This is a genomic window from Rhizobium sp. SRI_017, from assembly GCF_057586295.1.
Window position 1 is genome coordinate 227,305 of sequence record NZ_JBYCZP010000008.1, and the last position, 22,419, is coordinate 249,723.

At 58.3% G+C, this 22,419-nt stretch carries 24 protein-coding genes and 5 pseudogenes; 15 read left to right on the forward strand and 14 right to left on the reverse strand.

The window, feature by feature from the left end; all coding sequences use genetic code 11:
- Positions 1 to 526: 526 nt before the first annotated feature.
- The 3 genes from AC2YI2_RS19220 (at position 527) to AC2YI2_RS19230 (ending at position 3,272) form a co-directional block, all read left to right on the forward strand.
- Positions 527 to 1,759 carry an endonuclease/exonuclease/phosphatase family protein gene (locus AC2YI2_RS19220; RefSeq protein WP_487388083.1) on the forward strand — a complete coding sequence of 411 codons (1,233 nt, stop codon included), beginning with the start codon at positions 527 to 529 and terminating at the stop codon, positions 1,757 to 1,759.
- A 16-nt stretch (positions 1,760 to 1,775) separates the two neighbouring features.
- Complete coding sequence (locus tag AC2YI2_RS19225) at positions 1,776 to 2,261, forward strand: hypothetical protein (protein WP_487388084.1); 486 nt, start codon at positions 1,776 to 1,778, stop codon at positions 2,259 to 2,261.
- Between the two features lie 246 nt (positions 2,262 to 2,507).
- Positions 2,508 to 3,272, forward strand: coding sequence for a DUF429 domain-containing protein (locus AC2YI2_RS19230; protein ID WP_487388085.1), 765 nt, complete (start codon positions 2,508 to 2,510; stop codon positions 3,270 to 3,272).
- A gap of 6 nt (positions 3,273 to 3,278) precedes the next feature.
- Here the strand turns inward: AC2YI2_RS19230 and AC2YI2_RS19235 are convergent, their stop codons facing one another.
- From AC2YI2_RS19235 to AC2YI2_RS19245, 3 genes and pseudogenes are all read right to left on the reverse strand, one after another.
- Positions 3,279 to 3,698, reverse strand: a complete 420-nt coding sequence (locus AC2YI2_RS19235; RefSeq protein ID WP_487388086.1) for a hypothetical protein — start codon at positions 3,696 to 3,698, stop codon at positions 3,279 to 3,281.
- Positions 3,699 to 3,720: 22 nt separating this feature from the next.
- Positions 3,721 to 3,826 (reverse strand): annotated as a pseudogene (locus AC2YI2_RS19240) (transposase); the annotation flags it as partial.
- Between the two features lie 152 nt (positions 3,827 to 3,978).
- The gene (locus tag AC2YI2_RS19245) at positions 3,979 to 6,150 is read right to left on the reverse strand and encodes a putative bifunctional diguanylate cyclase/phosphodiesterase (protein ID WP_487388087.1); all 2,172 of its coding nucleotides are present in this window, start codon (positions 6,148 to 6,150) and stop codon (positions 3,979 to 3,981) included.
- Positions 6,151 to 6,636: 486 nt separating this feature from the next.
- Here AC2YI2_RS19245 and AC2YI2_RS19250 point away from each other — a divergent pair.
- The 3 genes and pseudogenes from AC2YI2_RS19250 to AC2YI2_RS19260 all read left to right on the forward strand — a co-directional run.
- A pseudogene (locus tag AC2YI2_RS19250) lies at positions 6,637 to 6,840 on the forward strand (3'-5' exonuclease); the annotation flags it as partial.
- A 163-nt stretch (positions 6,841 to 7,003) separates the two neighbouring features.
- Positions 7,004 to 7,147: a DUF1127 domain-containing protein gene (locus AC2YI2_RS19255; protein WP_487387984.1), complete on the forward strand. Its 144-nt coding sequence runs from the start codon at positions 7,004 to 7,006 to the stop codon at positions 7,145 to 7,147.
- A gap of 217 nt (positions 7,148 to 7,364) precedes the next feature.
- Positions 7,365 to 7,754, forward strand: a pseudogene (locus AC2YI2_RS19260) (NAD(P)(+) transhydrogenase (Re/Si-specific) subunit beta); the annotation flags it as partial.
- 24 nt (positions 7,755 to 7,778) lie between these two features.
- Here the strand turns inward: AC2YI2_RS19260 and AC2YI2_RS19265 are convergent.
- Genes AC2YI2_RS19265 through AC2YI2_RS19275 form a run of 3 tightly spaced genes read right to left on the reverse strand, consistent with a single transcriptional unit; the run spans position 7,779 to position 8,664 of the window.
- Positions 7,779 to 8,090, reverse strand: a complete 312-nt coding sequence (locus tag AC2YI2_RS19265; protein WP_487388088.1) for a hypothetical protein — start codon at positions 8,088 to 8,090, stop codon at positions 7,779 to 7,781.
- Entirely contained in the window at positions 8,087 to 8,356 is a 270-nt protein-coding gene (locus tag AC2YI2_RS19270) for a hypothetical protein (protein WP_487388089.1), read from the reverse strand. Before AC2YI2_RS19270 ends, AC2YI2_RS19265 begins: the two co-directional genes overlap by 4 nt.
- Before the next feature lie 14 nt (positions 8,357 to 8,370).
- Positions 8,371 to 8,664, reverse strand: coding sequence for a hypothetical protein (locus AC2YI2_RS19275; protein WP_487388090.1), 294 nt, complete (start codon positions 8,662 to 8,664; stop codon positions 8,371 to 8,373).
- Positions 8,665 to 9,061: 397 nt separating this feature from the next.
- Here AC2YI2_RS19275 and AC2YI2_RS19280 point away from each other — a divergent pair, with 397 nt between their 5' ends.
- The 3 genes from AC2YI2_RS19280 (at position 9,062) to AC2YI2_RS19290 (ending at position 10,864) form a co-directional block, all read left to right on the forward strand.
- Positions 9,062 to 9,493: a SyrB-like regulator gene (locus tag AC2YI2_RS19280; protein WP_487388091.1), complete on the forward strand. Its 432-nt coding sequence runs from the start codon at positions 9,062 to 9,064 to the stop codon at positions 9,491 to 9,493.
- A 355-nt stretch (positions 9,494 to 9,848) separates the two neighbouring features.
- Complete coding sequence (locus AC2YI2_RS19285; protein ID WP_487388092.1) at positions 9,849 to 10,247, forward strand: hypothetical protein; 399 nt, start codon at positions 9,849 to 9,851, stop codon at positions 10,245 to 10,247.
- 32 nt (positions 10,248 to 10,279) lie between these two features.
- Entirely contained in the window at positions 10,280 to 10,864 is a 585-nt protein-coding gene (locus AC2YI2_RS19290; protein ID WP_487388093.1) for a hypothetical protein, read from the forward strand.
- A 117-nt stretch (positions 10,865 to 10,981) separates the two neighbouring features.
- Here AC2YI2_RS19290 and AC2YI2_RS19295 read toward each other — a convergent pair whose 3' ends face one another.
- Positions 10,982 to 11,188 (reverse strand): hypothetical protein, encoded by a 207-nt coding sequence (locus AC2YI2_RS19295; protein WP_487388094.1) that lies wholly within the window; start codon positions 11,186 to 11,188, stop codon positions 10,982 to 10,984.
- A gap of 811 nt (positions 11,189 to 11,999) precedes the next feature.
- On the opposite strand from AC2YI2_RS19295, the gene AC2YI2_RS19300 reads away from it, so the two are divergent.
- Positions 12,000 to 12,254, forward strand: coding sequence for a hypothetical protein (locus tag AC2YI2_RS19300; protein ID WP_487388095.1), 255 nt, complete (start codon positions 12,000 to 12,002; stop codon positions 12,252 to 12,254).
- 185 nt (positions 12,255 to 12,439) lie between these two features.
- Here the strand turns inward: AC2YI2_RS19300 and AC2YI2_RS19305 are convergent, their stop codons facing one another.
- The 4 genes from AC2YI2_RS19305 to AC2YI2_RS19320 form a co-directional block, all read right to left on the reverse strand.
- Positions 12,440 to 12,565, reverse strand: coding sequence for a hypothetical protein (locus AC2YI2_RS19305; protein ID WP_487388096.1), 126 nt, complete (start codon positions 12,563 to 12,565; stop codon positions 12,440 to 12,442).
- A 151-nt stretch (positions 12,566 to 12,716) separates the two neighbouring features.
- Positions 12,717 to 12,998, reverse strand: a complete 282-nt coding sequence (locus AC2YI2_RS19310) for a hypothetical protein (protein WP_487388097.1) — start codon at positions 12,996 to 12,998, stop codon at positions 12,717 to 12,719.
- A 414-nt stretch (positions 12,999 to 13,412) separates the two neighbouring features.
- Entirely contained in the window at positions 13,413 to 13,799 is a 387-nt protein-coding gene (locus AC2YI2_RS19315; protein ID WP_487388098.1) for a type II toxin-antitoxin system VapC family toxin, read from the reverse strand.
- Positions 13,796 to 14,044: a type II toxin-antitoxin system VapB family antitoxin gene (locus AC2YI2_RS19320; protein ID WP_487388099.1), complete on the reverse strand. Its 249-nt coding sequence runs from the start codon at positions 14,042 to 14,044 to the stop codon at positions 13,796 to 13,798. Before AC2YI2_RS19320 ends, AC2YI2_RS19315 begins: the two co-directional genes overlap by 4 nt.
- A 214-nt stretch (positions 14,045 to 14,258) precedes the next feature.
- On the opposite strand from AC2YI2_RS19320, the gene AC2YI2_RS19325 reads away from it, so the two are divergent.
- The 3 genes from AC2YI2_RS19325 to AC2YI2_RS19335 all read left to right on the forward strand — a co-directional run bounded on the left by AC2YI2_RS19325 (position 14,259) and on the right by AC2YI2_RS19335 (position 16,202).
- Entirely contained in the window at positions 14,259 to 15,077 is an 819-nt protein-coding gene (locus AC2YI2_RS19325; protein WP_487388100.1) for a calcium-binding protein, read from the forward strand.
- Positions 15,078 to 15,245: 168 nt separating this feature from the next.
- Positions 15,246 to 15,578, forward strand: coding sequence for a hypothetical protein (locus tag AC2YI2_RS19330; protein ID WP_487388101.1), 333 nt, complete (start codon positions 15,246 to 15,248; stop codon positions 15,576 to 15,578).
- A gap of 186 nt (positions 15,579 to 15,764) precedes the next feature.
- Positions 15,765 to 16,202 (forward strand): hypothetical protein, encoded by a 438-nt coding sequence (locus AC2YI2_RS19335; protein WP_487388102.1) that lies wholly within the window; start codon positions 15,765 to 15,767, stop codon positions 16,200 to 16,202.
- 622 nt (positions 16,203 to 16,824) lie between these two features.
- On the opposite strand, the pseudogene AC2YI2_RS19340 reads toward AC2YI2_RS19335, so the two are convergent.
- Positions 16,825 to 17,275, reverse strand: a pseudogene (locus AC2YI2_RS19340) (IS5 family transposase); the annotation flags it as partial.
- Between the two features lie 144 nt (positions 17,276 to 17,419).
- Between AC2YI2_RS19340 and AC2YI2_RS19345 the strand changes: the two are divergent.
- Positions 17,420 to 17,890, forward strand: a complete 471-nt coding sequence (locus AC2YI2_RS19345; RefSeq protein WP_487388103.1) for a hypothetical protein — start codon at positions 17,420 to 17,422, stop codon at positions 17,888 to 17,890.
- Positions 17,891 to 18,186: 296 nt separating this feature from the next.
- Here the strand turns inward: AC2YI2_RS19345 and AC2YI2_RS19350 are convergent, their stop codons facing one another.
- Complete coding sequence (locus AC2YI2_RS19350) at positions 18,187 to 18,492, reverse strand: hypothetical protein (RefSeq protein ID WP_487388104.1); 306 nt, start codon at positions 18,490 to 18,492, stop codon at positions 18,187 to 18,189.
- A 529-nt stretch (positions 18,493 to 19,021) separates the two neighbouring features.
- Between AC2YI2_RS19350 and AC2YI2_RS19355 the strand changes: the two are divergent.
- Positions 19,022 to 20,395: pseudogene (locus AC2YI2_RS19355) on the forward strand (ISNCY family transposase).
- A gap of 713 nt (positions 20,396 to 21,108) precedes the next feature.
- Here AC2YI2_RS19355 and AC2YI2_RS19360 read toward each other — a convergent pair.
- Positions 21,109 to 22,344: a CapA family protein gene (locus AC2YI2_RS19360; RefSeq protein WP_487388105.1), complete on the reverse strand. Its 1,236-nt coding sequence runs from the start codon at positions 22,342 to 22,344 to the stop codon at positions 21,109 to 21,111.
- Positions 22,345 to 22,419 lie beyond the last annotated feature (75 nt).

Below are 22,419 nucleotides of genomic sequence, written 5' to 3' on the forward strand. Positions count from 1 at the left end.
GGCTCATACCCGCTGCAATAGTTTCCCTCCTCGCCGGATGCGATCGATACAAGCTGATGTATGCGGATCATGCTCATGGCGCGTGCATTGCGCGCTTTGGCGGAGGTCCGCCTTCGCCGACGTGCATAGAGCAATACTGGGCTCATCGCACCATGGAAAAGCGCCAGATCGAAGCGGCGTCAGACCGCTGCAAAGAGGGCCTGGGCGATCCCTCGGGAAAACAATACTGGGTGTGGCGAGGCTGCATGGAGAAATGGTCCGAGGCGCGGAAGAAATCGCGTTCACCGGATCAGCCGTTCCCATTATCCAATCCTCTCTGACGGCGTCAACGTGGCTCGGGCGGAGGCAATTTGGCGGGTGCGCTGAGGCGAGGAACTGTAACCCGCCGTCCACTCCACGGATGCGAAGGCAGGCGATGATCGCTGTCACACGGTAGAAATTCATGTATGCTAATCAATTCCTGGCTGTGTTCGCGACGGAGGAGATGATGATGTTGCGGGGAGCTTGCATGGTAGGATTGGTGTTCATGACCGCTGTGTCGGCCGAGGCGCGCGACCTCAGGATCGCGACATGGAACGCGGGTTGGCATCTTTCCAAGGCCGAGGCTGTGGATTGGATCGCCAAGTGCTCGCAGCCCTTCGCGCTGGATGCCGCGGGAACCGCCTTCGAGCCCGCGGCCACCGGGACTCCTGGGTGGGAATTGGATTGGGACCGGAACGCGGCGATCAAGCCCCAATGGGACTTCAACGTGCTTCCACCCTGCAACGTCTATCAGGACCGTGATCGCAACACAGTTCCCGTCACCGCCGCCGCTTACGACAAGCGGGTCACGCAGATGGCAACATTCATCGCCGACAAGATCAATCCGGATGTCATCGCCTTCCAGGAAGTGAGCGGCAAGAAGGCCGTCGAGGAAATCCTTCCGGGTGGCGGAGCCGACTATAAAGTCTGCTCCTTCGAAGGTTTCAAGGTGCAACGCCTCGCGTTTGCGTGGCGGAAGGAGTTCGGCGGCGGCTCATGCGATGTCGAACAAGCGGTCAGCCTCCCGGGCGAGACACCCCAGAACCAAGTGCGCCCCGGCTACTCCCTCAAGCTCACTATCGACGGCAAGCCGACCACATTCCTTTCGGTTCACCTGAAGTCGTCCTGCGTGTCGCCACTGGACGCATCGGCCTCGAACCCGACGAAAGGCAAGCTGGAACAGGGCGAGGACAACTGCAAAATCCTGCAACAGCAGCCCGTGCCGCTTGAAGCGTGGATCGAGCGCACCATGCCGGCTGACGGTCGCCTGATCATGATGGGTGACTTCAATCGGAGCCTATGGTTCGAAAACCAGTCCGCTGACCCGGTTCGCACCGATGGTTCCGATCCGACGACGGCGTTGCCGAGCGGCGTGAAGGTGATCAACCTCATCAAGGAGATCAATGACGGAACGCCGACGGAAACCAAGCTCACTCTCCTGCATGAGGCCTGCCCGGTCACGCCAGCGGCTCAGACGATCTGCGATGACCCGGCCACCGTGACCGATCTCGTGAAAAGGAAGGAAGCCAGACGCGTCTTGCCGTTCTCGGAGAATCTCGGCTGCCGCAATCCAATTGAACTCGACCACATACTGATCGGAGCGGGCTTCACCGCGGCCACGGCGGAGAAGGTGTCCATCGGCCGGATGGGCGGCACGCTCCCGGCAAACGACACCCATCCCGATCCGCTGCTTTCGATTTCGGATCATTGCCCGTTGATAGCCGTGGTGAGCGATTGATGAGGCGCAGGTGAGAGTGATCGGCGGCTGGAAGGCTTTGTCGGCGAGCGTTGCCGCGCTCGCTCTGGTGGGGGCTGTAGGCCTGTTCGCGCCCGCGCCGGGAGAAGTGACGAAGCCGTGCGGGACAGCCACCTATGATCCTGCTCTTCGGATCGTCGGATTTGAATTCGAGAAGGATTCCGCTGGTCAGGTCGATCTCGTGGCCAAGGTCACGATGAACCCGGAACACTTCGTGATCCGACACCAGAAGAAGCATCCGACCGCCGTCACGCAGTTCAGCGGATCGGTCCTGCTTGCGTGGTCGGATGACGACCGCCACGGCATCGGCTTCTCGATTTCGAACCAATCGATCACGGCGGACACTCCGACGGTCGTACGTGTTCATGTCGAGCACCCAACCTATGCCGAGAGGCTCTTCAAAACGTCGCTCGACAGTCTGAAGGCGTGGGCGTGCGAAAGCACCTATTCCTATGACAACGGCTCACGCATCATCGTGAATTGAGGACGCCAACACGCGAGGGGGGATTCTATGGGGTGGCGAACTGACCAAGCCTATGAGGACGCACAGAAGGTTGATCATGCAAGGTGGAGGGCCTCCCTGACATGGCCCGAAATTTCGGCGCTGTCTTCCGAGCATATTCGTCGCTTCTCGCGGGAGCAGGTGTTGCGCTCGTTGGGATCGTCGCCTTCTGGCTCATATTTCGGTAACGTCGTGAGGGCGGTGCTGGGCATCGACGCGGCGTGGACGTTGACTGAGCCAAGCGGTATCGGCTTGGCGGTCGATGATGGTGGATGGCGTCTCGCGGCGGTCGCGCCCTCCTATGATGCGTTCGTCCGCCTCGCCGAAGACAAACCGGCCTCGACCAGCCGACCGTGCGGGTCGGCTCCGGATGCGGAGACACTGATCGCGGCCGCCCGCGCCATTTCGAAATCGGCCATCGATCTCGTTGCCATCGACATGCCGTTGTCGAGGGAGCCGATCATCTCAAGGCGGGCGTCGGACCGTGCCGTGAACGCCGCCTATTCCGCTCGATGGTGCTCGACCCATACGCCGAGCGCTCTGCGGCCGGGCGCGATCAGTGACCGACTGCGTCTGGAGTTCGAGGAGATCGGATATCCACTCCGGACGATATCGGCCGCGGCTCCCGGCCTGCTTGAGGTCTATCCGCATCCGGCCTTGGTCGAGTTGGCGAAGTCGGAGAAACGTCTGACCTACAAACATGGAAAGGCGCGCGACTACTGGCCCAGCCTCGCTCCCCACGACCGCAGGGCGAAGATTATGGAGACGTGGCGCATCATCATTGATCTCTTGGAGGCGAGGATTTCGGGTGTCGTGTCGATGCTGCCGGTTCCGCCGTCAGACGCCAAAGGATGGGAGATGAAGGCGTTCGAAGATCAGCTCGACGCCGTGGTCTGTGCGTGGATCGCGATCGAGGTCTCGGAGGGCAGGGCGAAGCCGTACGGCGATGAAGTCTCGGCTGTGTGGATTCCCGATGGGCAAGTTGAGAGATGAGCCGATTCAGCTCTCAAGAAGTGCGAGAACGAACGCAGTCAAATCGTCATCGATGGCTCCGTTGCGATAAACGTCGCAACGCGGGATATTCCTGCGGGGCAAGTTGATTACCAAATGCACACCCACCCGGTAGCCATAGTCAAAATCCGGGTCGACGCCGTGATCCAGGGTCATTCGGGTCAATTTCAACACATCGTTCGCGAACTTCCTGTTGCTCACGCGCTCGGCTTCGATCACCAAGAGGTTCTCGTCCTGGCGATGGGGGATATGAACGATTATGTCGGGCTGGACCTCCTTTATCCTGCGACGTCCTTCCTCGTCGTCCCAAGCGATCCGCTTCTCGGCCTCTTCTCGACGTGTCCACTCAGGGCTCACCCGGTGGTCAGGAAAGTACTTCACCATCTTCATGGCGAGTTCGGTGGTCACCGACAATTCCGCCGGGTTCGCCCGAACCAGGGGATGCGATTCAAGTAGCCGTAGATGAAGAGCTTCAGCAAAACCGAGGGGTGATAGGAAGGGCGTCCGGTTTGCGCAGGCTCCATCCGGCCAAAGCCAGCTCCCCCACCGAGTTTTTACACAGCCTCGGCCCATTGCGGACATGCTGCCGTGAGGACATTCTGACGACGCTTAGTATCATGCTTGCCTCATATCTCATTGCTGACCGACATCCGTCACGAGCGAGCTGCATAGGGGTTGTCAGGCGGCCTCAACCAGTGTGGGCGAGCGGTTGTTCGAAATACTTCGCGGTAATCTCATCTGCCGTTACGGGTTTGCTAAAGAGATATCCTTGCAGCTTGTCACAACCGAAAAGCCTTACCGCCGTCGCATGCTCTTCGGTTTCGATGCCCTCGGCCGTAACCGGCAACCGGAGGGCGTTCGCGAGCGAGACCGTCGCCTGAAGAACAGCGCCTCCATTATCGTCCTGATCGAGCCCGACGACGAGCGAACGGTCAATCTTCATACTGTCGAAGCCGAATTCGCGGAGGGTTCCGATACTGGCATAGCCGCATCCGAAATCGTCGAGAGCGATTTTGACGCCCAGTTCCCGCAAGCCATCGAGTGCCCGCTTCGCCTGGTCGGGGTTAGAGATGAGTACGCCTTCGGTCACCTCGATCGTCAGCCGCGCCGGGTCGAATCCGGACTCCTTGATGACATCTCTGACTTGTTGGCAGAAATATGGATTTCTGAGCTGCAGCGGCGACACGTTGACGGCGACCCCGATGCCCGGCCAGCGCATCCCCTCGCAAATTGCCGTCTTGAGAACCTGGAATCCGAGCTGGTCGATAAGGCCGGCCTTCTCCGCAACGCCGATGAACACTTCCGGCGAAACCGGCCCTCGGCTCGGGCTGGTCCAGCGGGCAAGTGCCTCGACCCCAGTCATTTCCCGGGTTGACGCATCAATCAGGGGCTGGAACACGACCCGGATGTTTCCGGCAGCGAGGCTCTGACGCAGTTCCTGCTCGAGTTCGGAATCCTTCCCGGCATCCTCGTCGAGCGAAGTTTCGTAGACCACGGCAACGCCGCGCCCGAGGTCTTTTGCCCGATAAAGCGCCAGGTCGGCTCGCCTCAAGAGTTCGACGCTGTCGGTCGCGTCGTGGCCCTTCTCAGCCCAACCGACACTCCCGCCGATCTCGATAGTCCTGCCATCGATGTCGAATGGCGTCGCCAATGCGGCGAGTATCCTATCCGCTAGCGTTCTCGGGTCAGCCTCGTCCGTTGGCGCGCCGCGGATCACCGCAAACTCGTCGCCGCCGAGACGTGCTACCACTGCGGTCGGTGGCAGACTGGTAAGCAGTCTTGCCGCCACGGCTTTGATGAGCTTGTCACCCACCAGGTGCCCCCAGGCATCGTTGACGGGTTTGAAGCCATCCAGATCGAGAATGTGCAAAGCAGTCTGGGCCCGGTCGCCAGCCGCCAGTGCGACCTCGAGCCGCTCAAGGCATCCAGCTCGGTTCCAAAGGCCTGTCAGCGCGTCATGCTTGGCCTTGTGATTGGCCAGGCGCTCACTGTTACGCAGAGCGCGGAAGACCAGCAGGCCAGACACTGCCACGGCTGCAAGCAAGACTGCAAGGACGAGCGCCGAGAGAATAACTGTGGGTCGGACGTGGTGATAACTCGCCGTTCCCGGGTGCATCGGCGGCCACGTGATCCTGGCGATGTCGCGGCCTTTGATATCAACGACATCAGCGTGGAGCATTGACTGCTCGCCCGGCGCATCAGTTAACACGAGACCCGCAATGCTGAAGGTTTCGGCGATCTCGGCGACCACATTCGCAGTCAGTTGCTTGGAAAAGACAAGGACCTTTGCCGTTCCCATGTCGAAGGCCGGGTCCTCCGCCGAAGGCTGGATAGCGGCAGCGCCGACCAGGGCGACACCTTTGCTGGTTTTCACAAAGGCGACCGCGAGGTTTTCCGCCGCAAACCCGGTACGGCGAGCCGCGGCAACGATATCGCCGAGGTTTCCCAGAAAGAAGCTGTCAACGTCCGCGTCGCTGATCGCAGCACCTTTATGGTAGGCGATCAAGGACCCGCCATCAGCTTCGATCACCAGGGCCGTGTCGTAGAGCGGATAGTCCTCGGTCGTCGTCCCCCAGTTCTCGATCGCCCAATCCGCGGCTCCTTCGGCATTCAGGCTTCGATAGGCATCGTCCCAGTATGCGTTGTCGCGAACCGTCGCGCCAAGTTGCTTCTTCAGGGCCGTCAGCGCGCCCTTCGCGGCAGTGAGAGCGCGGGCGTCGTCCATCTGATCCGCCGACTTTGCCATTGAGCCAATCGCCCCAGAGACCACATAGGCGAGAGTGGCCAGCGTGAAGAGGATCAGCAGACACGTGGCAAAGACCGCGAGAAGTCGCAGGCGAAGTTTTGAGCTGAAGGCCATGTGCAATCCATCGAGGCGTTGACGCCCTCATGCATCGGGCGGCCAGACGGCATCATGCCTCGCCGGAGCGCTGGGGCATGCAGCTTACGCCATGCACGTTGAATCCACCGTTAATATGTGCTCGTACGCTAACGTACAGTCAGACGCCTCGTTTCGAGGCCCGCGTCATTGGCAATTCCATCGCGGGGTGACGCTCAGGCGGTCGAACTGCGAAGGTTCAGCCGGACTTCCGTGCGGCAACCTCTGCGAACGGGCGCTCTCGCAACTGTTCTATCGACCTGAGCGGCCATCAGCTTGATCAGACGCGACCCCACACCTTCCCCAACATCTGGGGGACACCCAAACCCGTTGTCTTCGACGATGATCATCGAGTTGTCGGCATTCCCGCGCAAGACGATGTCAACTCTGCCACCTTCGCCATCGGGAAAGGCGTATTTGAAAGCATTGGTGGCGAGCTCCATTGACGATCAACCCCACAGATACCGCCCTTTCGACATGAAGGACCACCTCAAGGTGCGCGGTTATCGATGGTCGGATGGCAGCGACGGCCGGCCCAAATCCTGGTGGGTCGAGCTGGCGGAGGAGGTGCTGGACGACGAACTGCACTATCTCCGCTCCGAGATCTATCGCTGGCCGGACGCCGATCCTTCGATCCGCAGGCTGACGGCCTTCGACCGGTTCAAGGCCTGAGCAGACCAAATCCAGAAGAGCGCGGCATGCAATTTATGCATGCCTGAGGTGTCATCTTATCCATTATTTGGGAGGCTTGCCCGACCTATATCAACGTCATCGAAACGACGCGGGGACTGAACAAGCGGTAGCCAGTGTCACATCCTCTCGAAAGGGGACTATCATGAACGTTGCACGCACCTTCACCAACTGGGTCAAGTTTCGCCAGACCGTGAGTGAACTCGGCCGCATGTCGAGCCGCGAACTCAACGACATTGGCATCGACCGCGCCGATATCCGTCGCATCGCCCGGGGCTCGGCCCTCTGATTGAATTCAAAGTTCGAGCGGCCCACTCCTCCTCCCAAAGGGTCGTTCGTCGGAATAGCGATACTCCTCCCCCTAATCGCTATTCCATTTAATGAAGCCTGCCGCACCTCCTCCCGCGGCAGCTTTTTTCGGCTGGAGCGGGTTTCAGCCGCTGGGCGCGGCCTTGAGATATGGTTCTACAGTAACCCCGCCGGTGGTTGCCGCGTCGCCCGGGACCCGGCATGCGCTGCGTGAAATCGGTGACGGCGTCGAGGTCAAATACGCGATCCATCCCGTCGCCGGCCGCGTGCCGGCCATATATCAATGTGCTGCTCGCCGAGGCCAACGTGCCCTTTGACGACGTCTTCGAACTCAAGGACATCAATTCCGACTTCGGCCAGGCCGATGTCGCCTCTGGCATCGGCGCCAACGACGTCACCAACCCCGTCGCGCGCGACGACAAGACCTCGCCGATCTATGACATGCCGATCCTCGACGTCGACAGGCCAAGACCTGCCCTTTAGCCAAGCGCTCGCTCGGCCCGGGTTAGGCCGCCATCGACAGCACGCTGTTTTCCAAGGATGGTACGATGATGCTGCTCGACGACGCCAAGAAGATGACCGAGGATACCCGCTCCCGTCGGCCAGGATCATTACGTCGGATCGACCAGTGTAACCATCGTGCCGCTGTCGAGAACGATGCTCAGATCCCTGATCATCTCAGCCGCGTGAAGAAGTGCATGGTGCCACTCCTCCATCGGAACACGGTCCGCGCCTGCTGCGACAGCGCGGATGTAGACTAGCGCATCCTTGCCCGGAATGGGTATGATATTCGTCTGACGTCGAAGCTGGCAGACGGCCTCGACGGAGTCATCCAGCATGCGGGCGACCCGGGCGGGCGTCTGCCGCTCGACGGTATTGGCTGCCCGCAATAGTTCGGCGATCAAGCGGTTGACGCCACTCATCGATCACTCTCTCGAAGCGCACCCGCATTCGACAACGCATGGTGGGTGCGGTTATCATCGGCAATACCATAGCGTTGTCGCGCTTCTGGTTCACATGCGGCGAGCAGGTCCTCGGGGTCTTCCGCGCCGGCCGAATACTGTTGCAAAACCAGCTTGGCGCACTCCTTTTCATGGGGTGCCGTGCGATCAAACCAGGGCGCCTGGACAAGTCGCTTGAACACGCCTTGCACGATCTCGTATTCGGCCGGCTCAAGAGGCATTTTCATCACTGAGGTTCCGCTCAGTGTATGGCGTGGCTGACAACGCGATGCGGATGTGCAGCCCTGAACTGGCTGATCATCGAATTGGCTTGCTCAAGAACGCGGCCAGCATTCTCGATATCCTCACGCGCGAGTTCGTCGGCATGAATTCTGATAGCTTCGGCCATATTGTTCGACATCAGCGCGAAGTTGGGATTGCCGGCGAAGATCGCATCCCGCGCGGTGTGTTCCAAGATCGCTGCGACATCGATGAGAATTTCTTCTCGCTCTTCGACGCTCAGTTCGGCGATCGACTTTTCGGTCTTATCAATCATCGTCACTCACTCCATAAGACATGGCGACTGCTTCACCGAGCTCATCAAGCCTCGGCGCCACTAAGCTAGGTTGTCGAAAAATCTCTTTCAAGTCTCTTGGATAATTGCGCACCGAGTTCGCGTTGGAATGACGGGATCTCGGGTTCTGATTCCATCTCTCCATGAGCGCTAATGGCAAATCGACGGTTCGTGTCCTTCAAGACTCCTGGTTTGGCGAGCGGAGCGCTAAGAACTTGGCATGGTCAACCACTGAAGTAAGACTCGGCACGTAGCTGCTAATGCTGTGTTTGCCGTTCGAACCCATCAGCCGTGAGCAAGGTTTCGTCGGATACCAGCAATGTTGACTTCGTCGTTCGCTCGGACGACAAGAATTGTTGCCTGCAGAGGGAGATAACTGATGGCCGACGAGAAAATTGCGAATTCCAATACTGACGCTGCCGTGACGGATGCACCGGCAACAACGCCGGAGCCTAAGAAGCAGCGTGTTCCACGTCGCCAAAAAGTCGCCACCGAAATGATGGGAGGCGTGACAGTTGCGAAGTTGCCCAGAGGCCGGCGCAAGCGGATCGAGAAGTCCGCAGACGCGACAACGTCGCCGACCGAAACGCCAGTTGCCAGCAAGCGCGCGCCGAAGGGTGTCATCAAAGTGGACGGTAGAAAGACGCGGTCGAAGCGTGCCGAGCTATCGGTGACGACGCCCATCGCGGCAATGGACGAGATGGCGGATCTTCTTCAGCTCGAGGAAGAGAACAAGAGGCTCCGCAAAACCCTGGCAGAAAAGCTGCGTGCGGAAAATGCCGATCTGCGCAAGCGGCTTGGGCTCGTTTGATCGCGGGTCGATCAATAGCGATACGGTTGCGACGCCGGCCCCAGCCACAGCATTGTTGGAATGGCAAACATTGGCCGGGCTCGCATCGAGCCCGCTCCGAAGGTCTGGCAACGTCATGGTCCGGTTGGCCAGAGGTTGAAGCGCTATGAAATCACCATGGAAATTTCTTGCCCAATTCATACCGCAGCGACGGTCGGCAGAAGCATCCGAGAGTTCGATTGGGCAACACTCTGACATTGAGAGAAACAAGCGTGAACCGCAACAATCGTCGGGTCTTCCGCCAGACGCAACGGAAGACCCTCTTGGATCTGCGCTCGAGGAAAGCCAGCCTGCTGAACTCCTCACGAGTCCGACCTTGGATCATCTCGAACCCGAGATGGATGCCACCCCAGCAGCCGCGGCGCCTGATGATGTCGACGCTTTTCATGCTCCGAAGCGTCGGCAGACCATCGAGTCGACCCTGCGGTCACATGTGTTGCCGGTGGAAAACGGGCCGAAGAAAAAGTCCCCGCGAGCACCACCGACAAAAGGGCTGACACGCGCGAAAAGAACCCGCACCGACGCAATTGCGCGGAGCAATGCCGTTGCAAACAGGAGTAAGAGTTCGCAACCTGCGTCTCCCCGAGACGCATTCTTTGCCGAGGTGGGAGGCCTGGATGAGGACATCAAGCAACTGAGAATTCAATTGGCGCGGAAGCTGCATTTGCAGAATGATCAGCTTAAGAAGATGCTCGAGCGATTCGACGTCTCGTGATCCTGCCTTTCAATCTTATGGACTGAATACATATGAAAACACAGCAACGAAAGTTCGTTGTCGAACGCAAAGTGGGCCGCCGGCGTCTGACGATACAGCCGGCGTCGATTTGGGGCGATACCGATCTCAAAGCTCTTGTGCGAGAGGCGGAAACGGATGCCCCACATCTGTTTGCGCACGACACGGTTTCTGACACTCTGGGCCAAGTCAGCGAGCCGCAGCCAGAACCAACGGTCGAAACTCACCTGAACGAAGAGACTGAAACCGCAGACCAGAGGCCGATCATGGCATCACCCGTTGAGGCGGAAAAGAACTCCCCTTCTCAGCAGAGCAATGTTCGGACTTTGGACGCCGCGGCACACTTGGATCTGGACATGGCCGTTTCGCGGTCTCCAAGAACGGCGACGCGTCGAGGCCTACGGACGCATAGCCGCCAAGTGGAAGGCACAAGCATCGCGCCCACAGTGCGACCAACGGCCGTTCAGGTCGAAGCGCTTGGGGATGAGTTGATCGCACTTGAAGATGAGAATCGGCGGCTAAAGGGCTTGCTGGCACAACATTTTCGTCAGCAGAATATGCAGCTTCGAACGATGCTCGCGCGATTTTGTGTCAGTTGAACATTGTGTGATCGATCCTCCAACCTGAATATCGACGGTCCGATTCAAAGCTCTGAGAAATATGCGCGATTGACGGGGCCTGAGGTTCTGCTCCCACACTCCAAATAGGGAGCGGGTTCACCGAAGAATCACAAAACCGGTGATAGGCATAGTCAAGTCAACGACGCGCTTGCCATCCGGTTTCTCGGTGACCGCGATCGATCCGCCGACTTCAGCGGGTTCGGTGGAATAGAGGCACTGCATGGTCGTGCCCGGAGCGTGCAGGTCACGATCAACAATGACGGACACTGATCGGGCTTCGTCGCTGTCCGTATTGACCGCCAAGAGTATCTCCGTGCGATCGAGGATCCGCGACCAGGGAACCACGGAACGCATTTCGCTGCCGACCGTGTGCGGGAGACCGTAATCGACGCCGTTGCCTGATTATCTCGCGCAGGTACTGACGGCCGCGTCGGATGGCAAGTTGTTCGCGGCGGATCTGGAACACTCTTGCAAGCTTCTGAAACAGCCAAGTGTTTTCGCGAAAGAAGTGCCTCTCCTTCGTCCCGAAGGTATTGGAGGCGCTCGACGAAGTCGTCGACAATCGGAAGTTCGTCTACGCTGAAGACCCTGACCCGGCCGATGATCTAGAGCCGGAGCCGGAACTAGAGCGTCGCGAAAGCCCTGCTGAATTCCAGTCCCAGCACACTCCGTAAAGTGTCCGGAAGAGGAACGAAGAACATTCTTGAGATGTGGAACTCAAACTCGACTTTTGCATTTGACGCGCGTTCAGACCTTTGACTTATGCCGGCTAGCAGCCCCGTCTGCGCCGGCATCTTTTTGTTTCGACGGGCGTGGGGCATCCTTTCGCGGGAACCGCAGCCTGACAACATTGTTCGATGAGCGCAGGCTTCCCACCTGCGTTATGTGGCGCCATCATCGCCCGCGCCACATGCTCCCTAATTGACCCCCCTGCCAAAAAACACAACCGGCCGCTGCGGAGCGGCGTCATTTGAGCCGACGCGGGAAGAGTCCGCGGTAGGAGGCGACAAATGTTTGCGAGCGACTAAGGTTCCAACGTGCATTTGTATGAACTAATGAAACCCTTTCCATGTTGTGCAGTTCTCTGATGGTATCCAACCCAATGGAGAAAACCATGAAAACCGCACTAGCAACTACCTTCGCCGTGGCCATGCTGGCCGCATCGTCTTTTGCCATTGCCGCTGACAACGGCAACAGGTCCGGCGCAGACAACAACACCGTTCCCCGGATGAACGATAGCATGGACATGAAAACCGACCCCGATAGCACGGGCTCGATTAAGTGCGACAACAGCAATGCGAACGTGAATTCCGGCTGCGATAAGCCTGGTCATCTGAAGCAGGAAGAGCACATGGAGGAAAACCAGTAACCGATCCTTGCCATACGATGGAACGATAGCGAGGGCTTCAGCCCTCGCTTGTCTAGAGACCCGGTTGGGGCGGCCGACATCGATTCCGGGCCCGATTTACGACAGACAGCCCCGCTCCGCGTACGTCTGCTCTCCTGCAGTCATGCTCCGGAGAGATCCTCTACCGGCAAGTTGGTGACCAGCATCTAGTCGATCGGCTCGCGATCGGACGGCGGCTTCTCCTCGAGAGCATGGATGTAGGTCAGAACCTGTGGGCTGTAACGCTTCTGCTTGCCCAAGGGCGGCAAAGTTCTGATGGTAGCGAACTTCACTCGAAGCCAGGTCGTCTCATCCCTGCCAACCGTATTGGGATGACCCGCCCAAGGTGCCGCTGCAAGTTGGGACAGCCCTGGCGGCCGGCAACCGGCCAAGCTCCATCGAACAACGCCTTTCAGCCGCCTCCACTTCGGGGGTGAAGGCCGCTCAAACGGTCTCGTCCGTGAGCTTGTCCAGGTGGAATTCAATCGCATCGAGCACAGTGAGGAGGGTGTCGAGATCAGCCTCCATGCCCGCGTCAGCATCGGCGATCGCGCGCGCCATTCTACCTTTCAGGATGGTGATAAGGTTTTCGATACGGGGATTTGAGGGGTGCGCCGTTCTCAACGCAGCCGACAGCAGATGGTAAAACCCCCAGCTGCGCGACTTCAAGCTATCTGCCTCCTGTACGGCTTCCCGCAGCTTCCTGACGAAATAATCGATGCCCACACCCCACTCCTTGTGGGCGCATAGATAATTGAAATTGAGGTGGGATCAAGTTCAGAAGACGGTGCGCAATCGTACCCACCCAAGCGTCAAATAGCCTCGTTTGGATCATTTGGAATCGCGCATTAAGGTCGTGCAGCCGTCCGTCGTACCAGCCGGCGTCACGCGCCCTCAGACCCTCCTGGATGAATGGCCTTGCCGGTACAGCTGGCTCGGCAAGAGCGTCGGTCCTGGTGGATCGGAAGCCGGCATGTATCCAGCGCGGCAATATTCTTCGATCAGTTTGCCAGCCATCCATAATCTCGTCGTGTTTCCATCGTGGGCACAGAATGCCGTTCAACGCCAGGGGAGGGGGCTCACTCGCAGGCGGCACGATTGCTAGTACGGATCCGGATGTTAGTGGGTAGTCGGCCGTGATCACGCCGCCTGGACATCGGTCTGAGCAAAATCGTTGCCCTTGAATAGCAGCGGCTCACCAGACTCTTTGGCCAGAGCATAAGCAAAGCAGTCCCCGAAATTAAGACCCGCCTTGTGACGTACTTTACCGAAATCCAGAAACGCTTGTCGGGCAAGTTCGCCATGCTCGAGCGTGACGGGCTCGACTAGGATTCCAGCGCGTCGAAAGAAGGCCTCAGCCTGACGCATGCCATCCGGCGCAAACTGGCCTTCCACCACCATCGATAACTCGACGTAATTGGCGACGCTTATTCGGGCAAGTTCGGCGTCATGGATGACCTTAACGAAGCTAGCCGCTTCGGGCTCACCATAGAGGATTGCGACCAGCGCCGAGGTGTCGACGATCATTTCGGCAGGCCGTTTTCGTCATAAAGAAAATCGGCGTGATCGACATAGGGGCGTCTGACGTGTGCTGCGGCGCGATCGGCGATCGCCAGAAGTTCCTCGACGCTGGCCCGGCCCTTTCGACGCTCGATCTTGGCAAAACGCTCACGCAATGCCTCGATGACCACGCGAGTCATGCTTTCGCCGGTGACGTGGGAGATTGCCTGCGCCAGGCGATGAGCTTCCGGATCCTTAATGCTCAGGCTCATCGGCGATAGGTTCCATCTAGAAAATAGCGTTCTTTCTAGATTTCTACACAAAATCTTGCCCACTTCAATCTTCGACGGACGTCAATTAATTTGACGTCCTGATTGATCGCGATCGGTTGTTTCAGTTGCGCGTCTTCCAGGCCGTTCGACAGCTATGCTGCGAATATCCTTGGGCAGCTACTCGTCAGAGTGGCCATTGGCTAAGGAGAGCGACATGGCGACAAAGAAGGGCAGCAATAAGAACGATACACTCAAAGGCACTGACAGTGGCGATGTTCTGCTGGGTCGCGGTGGTGATGACACACTCATTGGCGGCAACGGCAATGACCGGCTGGACGGCGGCAAAGGTGCCGAGGAACTTATTGGCGGCAAGGGGAACGACCTGCTGTCGCCAGGCCAAGGCGGCGCCGACGCGATGGACGGTGGCGACGGCATCGATACGGTGAGCTACGCCAACTTCGTGCCATCAGGCAGTATGGGTGTCATCATTCAATTCGATCCCGACTCCACATCAACCGATCTGGATGCCGCTGGCGACGATTTCGCCAATGTGGAGCGCTTCGTTGGAACAACCGTCAGCGATAGATTCGAGTTCTACCGTCATGATGTCTCACAAGGCTATTATGTGAAGGGCGGCGGCGGTGACGATCACCTGCACGTTGAAGGCGGCATCATGCGCGGCGGGAGCGGCATAGACGCGCTCTATGGCGATACCAAGGACCAGTTTGTCGACACATTTTGGCTTGAGCTCGGCAAAGGGGGTGATGAGATTGTTGGGTTCACGGACGGCCAGGATATTATCCGTATCTCCGGCAAGGAATTCGGAATAGGAACGCTGTTGAATTCCGATGAGCTGTACAACCAGACGAATTCCACTGCCACCGGCATGAAAGCGCAGTTCATTTACCGCATGGGTGCAAACCAATTGTATTTCGACGCTGACGGAACCGGGAGTCAGACGGCAGTGATGATTGCCGACTTTGGCTCCAACGGTCCAACCACCCTGAGTGTCGCAGATTTCGAAATCGTCTGAGACGTTATCGATGCTCTCGATCAGTCCTGGTTGCCACCATTCCACTGTTGGTGGCGCGCCGAAGGATCTATGTAACGTATCATTTCTTGCACGCCAAATGGCCAGCCGTTGCGGCTCTTGCTTGAGCGGCGACTTCAGGCGAGCCTGCGGAGATAGGGAGAACGCACTTTGATGTTGGGCTACTACACGGGAATTTCTTGGATCATGATGGCCGTCGCGGCGCATGCCGGAGCGGCTGCCGATCGGATGGCCGGCGAGTACGAGCCGGTGCAGCTCGCAGCCCTCGCATCCGTGATACGATCGGCTGGGCATGAGTGTCCGTCAGCGAGCAAATTGCTCTACATGGGCGACATGGAGGCGCAGAATGCCGGCTTTTGGACAGTGCAATGCCCCGCCGGAGATTTCGTAATCATGATCTCAAACCTAGACGATATGAAAACCCTTGTGCTGGATTGCACGATCGGCAAAAGCATCGGCGCGACATGCTGGGAACCGTTCTAAGGCGGCTGGCGGTCGCCTTCGTTAGGGCGAATCTCGTCGGCTTGTTCATGTGGCCCTCTCGCGCATGGTTTCGGGCGCAAGGGTCACCCTTTGAACGGGGCGCAGCAACCTCCAGCGAGTAACATGTATGACCTTGACCGGGACCGCGAAGGCATTGGATGCCAACACCAGCCAACGGAGAACCTAATGCCTTTACATGAAAATTACTCTCTCGGCGCGCTCCATGCGAGTAAAATCATGAAATCCGTCGGCCTTACGTTGGTGTCCATTGCCTTGGCCGCCATCATCGTCGGATGCTTCGTGGCCCCGACCGTCTATGGGTTTAAGGTTTGGCGCGGTGAAGCACTGGCCATCCTCATCGCATTGGCCGCCTATTCCACACCGGCAGCTTTGATGGCAGGACTCCCCGTTGCTTACGCGCTGCCGAGGATACTGTGGCCTTTCATAGGGCTGGTCGTTGGCATGGCAAATTGGATGTTATTGAGCTGGTTAGATTACTATTTCACTGGCCCGGGCATTTCAGTGCCGTGGATGCTCTTTGGTGGCGTACACGGGTTCGCGGCCGGCATCTTCGCGTGTTTGTTCCAGGTTGTGGCTCGTCTCGTAAGATTCGATCGCACGTGAGAGCGCCTAGATGCCAATGGGCTTAATGGAAAAGCGGACCGCAGTTGGGGGAATCGTACGAAGAACTGGTTTCGCGACTGCCGGGTTACCGATCTTTGACCCGCAGGCTTTCCCCGGCAGGGCGGCGCTTGTTCAAGGACCGGAATACTTTGTGAGATTCCCGCGGAAATGGGTCGCGGTGGCGCTGGGACCGGCAGGTCATTAGGCCCAGCTTCTGACCGAATCTTGAATGAGCAATGTATAAGGAAAGGAACCTTTGCAGGCGTCTTTTATCGATCGATTTACGGGCCTACAGTGCGACGCTTTGCCTGGTTGGCGTTAGAGCATCCCGGATCGGCCGGGACGCACCCACGGGCTCCAATGACCGAAATGCACCAATTGCAGGGTTTTAGGAGCGCGGACGAGGAGACAAGAGGGGCGGGACCCCGCTTAGAGCGCTTCGACGGTCAGTATGCGGCGTGCAATCCCCGATCTGGGAAGAGTCGTCCACCGAACTGAGGCCGGGATCCAGCGATCCGGGACGAGAAATTCGGCGAAAACCCCGCGTTTCCTGGCCGTTCCGTCGATCCAGGAAGGCCGACACGAGCCATTCTGGATGTCAAAAGCCATCACTTATCGATACTCCGTCCATATCGACAATCGCTTGTCGCTTGCGGCCTTTGATTTTCTTGCCCGCATCGTAGCTACGTGGACCGCCGCTCTCGGTGGTTTGACGCTCTGGCTATCCGGCACGGCGGCGCTGGGAGAGGCATCGCGGCGGGTCCGCTCGCGATCCATGATGACAAGGCGATGATTGATCCTCGTGAAGACACGGGTGTCGCGCCAGCGGCAGAAATAGCCGAACACCGTGCTCTTGACAGGTAGGTCCTTCGGGATCAGACGCCAGGGTATTCCGCCTCGCAGAGCATAGAAGATGGCGTGATGATTTCCCGCAGCGGCCAAGCTGGCTTCCGCCCTCTTGAGGCAGGCCGTGGGAGAAGAGGTGCGATAACCGCCCATTCCGCATCCGTCAGGTCGGTTTCGTATCGTGGCTGATTGCGACTATACTGCCGCCGGGTGGTCGGGTTCCACATGTCGCTTCCATTCAGGCTTCAGACACCTTCTTGGAATCATCATCGGCCCGATCACTCAACCCCAATTCTCGGACAGGCTCAGAGGCACTGAGGGGCGATGTCGCCCGAGGTACGCGACCTGAACACAAGAAGGTAAAACTCGTGATGATGTCTCATCTTCTCTCTTTGCTAATCATTGGCGCCACGTTTCTCCCCACTGGCTCGCAGCAGGCAAACCCGGAGGACCCGGCGGTCGAGGTCTGCGAACGGAGTCGCTTCGACGGCCGAACCGCAGCGGAGATTGGATTCTCGCGACAGGCTTGGTCGATGACAGGAGCGACCGTAGCCATAATGTTCGCGAGCAATGACGGACGCGCTGTCGAGGTCGACTGCCCATTCAGATTGAACGGAGGAAAGATAGTATTTGCCGACACCACTGCACCGCATATCGCAAGGTGCATCGAATACCTGAGATTTCAGCGGCAGGATGTTTCGGATGCGGAGTTTTGCAAGACGCTTACTAATCTAGAACCGTTTTATCAGCGAGACTTCGCGGAGAACGTGATTGCGCCGTTGATGGACGCCGGCATCTATCCAATCGACCCCGCAAAGACGGCGTTGGACTTCGGCCAATAGGCGGATGCTCTGTCCAACGCTTCTTAGTAGACGAAAAGGCTTGCGGAAACATTCCTCGCCCCCCATGCCCGACGCGCCGCAATCGGCAGGCGACGTGCCAAGTGCGCACCAATTGCTAGTGTCGTGGTCTCGCTAATCCGCGTTCTCAAACTCAGAGATCAGCGACGCAATCTTCTGATCGATGATCGCGCTCAGATCATCACGGTTCTGACTAGGTGACGCGCACCATACTCGCGGCATGTCGGACATGTCGATCTATCACCCTTCCGATCGTCGGCTTAATCGCGGCGGACCTATTATCCTGAGACCCATGTCGCCCCCGCATCTCCGAAGCTGCGCTGGACGGCCGCAATCTGACTCAACGGAATGTCAGCAGAAACCTCGATCTCGCCATTGAGCGGCGCGTCTCTGCGCGATCCTAATTCGTGAGATGCGTCTCCGCCCGATGGCTCCGAGCCCGTGGTGTTGTCATTGCCTGCAGCTTGGATGAATATATCCGGCCTGGAAACGCCATGTTGTTGAACGAGGTGCTCGACGGCTAGATCGGCTGCCTCCCGCGTTTCGAATGTGGCCCGAATGGTGGTGGTGCTGTTGTCCGCCATCGTGATCTCCTCGACTGGTGTTGTATTGACAACGTTCGAAGGACAGGAGAGTTGCGGGCTAACGGCATTGAGCAGCGGCCCCCAGCAACTGTGCCATTGTCCTCGCTGTATTATCTAGCCTGAAGAGACGGGCTGGCCCATTTCACTGGAATTGAGATCACCTATGAAACTATTCGCCGTCTGCATCGACCAGCCCGAAGCGCTTCCCGGAAAGCGAAACAAGACGGTGGCCAGCCGAAATACTCGGACCTGGCAATTGCGATGTGTCTGACCCTGCGTGTTAACTCTCGATCTCGCCGAACATTACCACCGAGGCCGTCGTTCGACCGGCGCGAATCTCAACGGTCGTTAAGAAGCTGCGTTAAGCCGTCGTTTCGTCCCTGACATGCTACCTGGTTAATATCAGTGGGCAGTTCCATAACAAATATTATGCCACATTGAAACTGTAGCCGCAAAGTTGGAATGTCCTGTTTCTGCAAAGTTGAAGTGTCACTCTCCCCGGATATGAACGGCTCCTGGGAGATTGCAGATGGGATTGATTGCGATGAGCGAGCGCGATCTGCAGCGAATCGAGATTCTGTCGAAGGTTGTCGCCGGCCGGATGCCGATGGTGACGGCGGCGCATGTGCTTGACTTGAGCGAGCGTCAGGTCCGTCGTCTTCTGGAGCGGATTCGGAATGACGGCGCAGCATCGATCCGTCACAAGGCGATCGGCCGGCCGTCGAACAATCGGATCAACGACGGTGTTCGAGACTATGCGGTGACGCTGGTTGGTGAACGCTATGCGGATTTCGGACCGACGTTGGCGGCGGAGAAGCTTGCCGAGCGCGATGGATTGCGTGTGTCACGCGAGACGTTGCGCAGCTGGATGGTCGATGCCGGACTCTGGCTGTCGCGCAAGCAACGGCGGACGTTTCATCAGCCGCGGCTGCGACGCTAGGCCTATGGCGAGCTGGTGCAGATCGATGGTTCCGAGCATCGCTGGTTCGAGGATCGCGGAGCTCCATGCTCGCTGCTGGTGTTTGTCGATGATGCGACCGGCAAGTTGATGCAGTTGCGTTTCGTGCGATCGGAAAGCGCCTTCACATACTTCGAGGCACTGGCGCTTTATCTGACGCGTCACGGCGCACCGGTTGCCTTTTATTCCGACAAGCATTCGGTGTTCCGGGTGGCGAAGAAGGATGCCAGGGGTGGTCAGGGCATGACGCAGTTCGGGCGTGCGCTCTCAGAGCTAAATATCGAGATTCTTTGCGCAAATTCGAGCCAGGCCAAGGGTCGTGTCGAGCGCATGAACCGGACGCTGCAGGACCGGTTGGTCAAGGAATTGCGGCTGGCCGGCATCGACACCATGGAGGCAGGCAACGCGTTCTTGCCAGGCTTCATGGAGGACTACAACAAGCGGTTTGCGATCGTCTCTGCCCGGCCTGAAGACCTGCATCGGCCGCTGAATCTGGCGCCGGATCGGTTGACCGAGATCCTGTGCAAGCGCGAGCAACGTTATGTCGGCGCGCAGCTGACTTTTTCGTTCGAGCGCCAGCGGATCATGCTGCAGGAGACCGAGGTGACGCGCGGTCTGGTCGGTCGCTATGTCGAGACTTATGCCTATGCCGACGGTCGCTTGGATGTGCGTTGGAAGGGGCATTCCCTACCCTACCGCGTGTTCGACAAGGATCAGCGGGTGACGCACGCGGCGATCACTGAGAACAAGCGGCTCGGTGATGTGTTGGCCTATATCAAAGAGCGGCAGGACGAGCGGGACAAACCTGACGTCAAGACCAACAGCGAGAAGCTTGGCTACGTCAAGCGAGGGCGCAAGCCAGGCCCGAGGACAGATTTTACAAACGATCCGGTGGTGATCGCGCGGCGCGAGAAGGCGCAGGCGCGGCTTGAAGCTGCAGAATGATGTCGATCACCCAGCCTCAAAGCTAAAGCCGAAGGGGTGGTCCTCACCCGCCCCGATCTGATCTTGCAACCGGGATCAGCCGCTCAGATCGGGGCTGCTCGACACCCAGGGCGGCGACCAGCCGGACATTTCTACTTTGCAAACCGGCGGACATTCCAACTTCCCCGCCACAGAAACCATTGGTGGTAATAATGTGATATAGCCATTTAAGATTGCGCACTTTGGTGGATTCCAAACAACGCGATCTGCACTGATTACTCCAGCCAGCGGTAGGATTGCGACCGACGGCAGAGCCGTACCTTGCGGGATCCATTGCCTGCGCTGGGGCGGTATATAGGCGGCGAGTACCAGGAAACGCCCATCAGACCCAAGCAGAATGCGCTACCGATGCCCGCAAGGCGAGGTTGTCCAGACTTCAAAGAAGAGAGCCGCCAGGATGAAGACGGTCAGCGGCTTTCAGGGCACGGCTTTGCGGTGTCACGCTCAGGAGGAAGACCAACGGCATCGCGGAAAGGAAGAGGATTTGTGCTCCGGTTTGGACTTTCGAATCGGCCTGTCTAAAATTCTGGACATGAATTGGCTTAATGACCAATTAAATGAACAAAACTTGACTTCAGACCATTATGCGGGTTCGCGATGAAGTTTCATGATCTTGTTGGCGGCTTCCTTAGGGTGCTCGTTGATCATTCAGGCATATGGTGTGGCGGACGAGCCTAGGTGTTCAGATAGCCAATGCCGGTCGAAATCTCGATGTTCGTGCCGAGCTGCGCCGACTGCTGCTGAAACCGGTGAAGCATCCTCTCGGCGTCGGCGCCGGTGGCCAATTCGGGTGCAAGGCGCCGTTCCAGGTCGCTGCTTTCTGCAAGTTCGCTGCCCCCAATGACGATCGGGTGAAACGAGATGCCTGCAAGATCGCCGTCGTTGCAAAACGTGCATAGACCAACGACACTTTCCCAGACTTCTCGTGCACTCCATGGCGATTTCCCGGATCGCACGTGAAAAATGAAATTGCCCAGACTGTAAAAGATAGGCCGGTACCGATAGATCTCGACAGGCTGGAGAACCGGAGCGCCATGGCTGACGAACATTGCAGCACCGGCATCGATGCATCTCTTCGCAACGCCCCCAACCCATTCCGGAACCTGGTACCAATCGGAAGCCCAGTGGTGATGGTGCAGGTAGGCGATAACCAAATCTCCTTCCTCTGCTGTGGCCGCAATCGCAGCAAGGTTTCGCGAGATGTCGGTTTCATCGACTTTGACATTTCGTCTGAAGCCGGTGGCCCGCCTGAATACAGCTCTCGAGATGCTGATCTCGTTCTCAGGATCGACATGGGGGGCGTCGTCCGGCTGGCTGTCATTGGCGAGGTCCATTGCGGTGTAGCCGACCTGATCGCGCACGAGACGCAATTGGTCGAATGCGGCAATATCGACATCGATGATCTTGCTCAGTTTCAGCCGGTTTACGCCAGGCCGCTCGGGGCGAATATTGGTAGAATCCGCCGCATACATGAAATCGGGCCCGGGTCCTCCATCCATGGCGACCAAAGCGACCTTCCTCCCACCTATGGAACCCCTTGCGGGGCGCGCCGCTGCAGTCTGATTGCGTCCAATACCCGCATGGAGGAAGCCTCGACGGTCTGCCTCCTCAAGAGTCGACAACACACCGCCAGGACCGAGATCGAAGGCATGATTGTTCGACAGCGCCAGCGCGTTGAAACCCAGAGCCTGCAAGCTGTCGAGAACGACCGGTTGGCTGCAGCCAAAGAACGAGCCCTTGAGCGGCCATCCGCCGTGGCTGCCGAGGATGGTGCTCTCGAAATTCGTGAATGCAAGATCGGCCTGGCCGAGTAGCGCCTGAACGCCGAGAAAACCTGGCGTGTTGTCGCCGCGAAGATCGTGCTTGATGAGCGATTGCCCGGTTGCCGCGATGGTGAACGTTTCTGTCATGAGGTATTTTTCCCGTCGCCGACGGCCGCGGCGCGAATGTGATTGAAGTTGGGGAGTGCCGGGATCGCCGTGGAC

Bases quoted from the DNA above. Each gene is read 5' to 3' on its own strand.
- AC2YI2_RS19220 (WP_487388083.1), top strand. From the start codon at position 527: ATGACCGCTGTGTCGGCCGAGGCGCGCGACCTCAGGATCGCGACATGG.
- AC2YI2_RS19245 (WP_487388087.1), bottom strand. From the start codon at position 6,150: ATGGCCTTCAGCTCAAAACTTCGCCTGCGACTTCTCGCGGTCTTTGCC.
- AC2YI2_RS19255 (WP_487387984.1), top strand. From the start codon at position 7,004: ATGAACGTTGCACGCACCTTCACCAACTGGGTCAAGTTTCGCCAGACC.
- AC2YI2_RS19265 (WP_487388088.1), bottom strand. From the start codon at position 8,090: ATGAGTGGCGTCAACCGCTTGATCGCCGAACTATTGCGGGCAGCCAAT.
- AC2YI2_RS19270 (WP_487388089.1), bottom strand. From the start codon at position 8,356: ATGAAAATGCCTCTTGAGCCGGCCGAATACGAGATCGTGCAAGGCGTG.
- AC2YI2_RS19275 (WP_487388090.1), bottom strand. From the start codon at position 8,664: ATGATTGATAAGACCGAAAAGTCGATCGCCGAACTGAGCGTCGAAGAG.
- AC2YI2_RS19280 (WP_487388091.1), top strand. From the start codon at position 9,062: ATGGCCGACGAGAAAATTGCGAATTCCAATACTGACGCTGCCGTGACG.
- AC2YI2_RS19290 (WP_487388093.1), top strand. From the start codon at position 10,280: ATGAAAACACAGCAACGAAAGTTCGTTGTCGAACGCAAAGTGGGCCGC.
- AC2YI2_RS19300 (WP_487388095.1), top strand. From the start codon at position 12,000: ATGAAAACCGCACTAGCAACTACCTTCGCCGTGGCCATGCTGGCCGCA.
- AC2YI2_RS19315 (WP_487388098.1), bottom strand. From the start codon at position 13,799: ATGATCGTCGACACCTCGGCGCTGGTCGCAATCCTCTATGGTGAGCCC.
- AC2YI2_RS19320 (WP_487388099.1), bottom strand. From the start codon at position 14,044: ATGAGCCTGAGCATTAAGGATCCGGAAGCTCATCGCCTGGCGCAGGCA.
- AC2YI2_RS19325 (WP_487388100.1), top strand. From the start codon at position 14,259: ATGGCGACAAAGAAGGGCAGCAATAAGAACGATACACTCAAAGGCACT.
- AC2YI2_RS19335 (WP_487388102.1), top strand. From the start codon at position 15,765: ATGCCTTTACATGAAAATTACTCTCTCGGCGCGCTCCATGCGAGTAAA.
- AC2YI2_RS19345 (WP_487388103.1), top strand. From the start codon at position 17,420: ATGATGTCTCATCTTCTCTCTTTGCTAATCATTGGCGCCACGTTTCTC.
- AC2YI2_RS19350 (WP_487388104.1), bottom strand. From the start codon at position 18,492: ATGGCGGACAACAGCACCACCACCATTCGGGCCACATTCGAAACGCGG.
- AC2YI2_RS19360 (WP_487388105.1), bottom strand. From the start codon at position 22,344: ATGACAGAAACGTTCACCATCGCGGCAACCGGGCAATCGCTCATCAAG.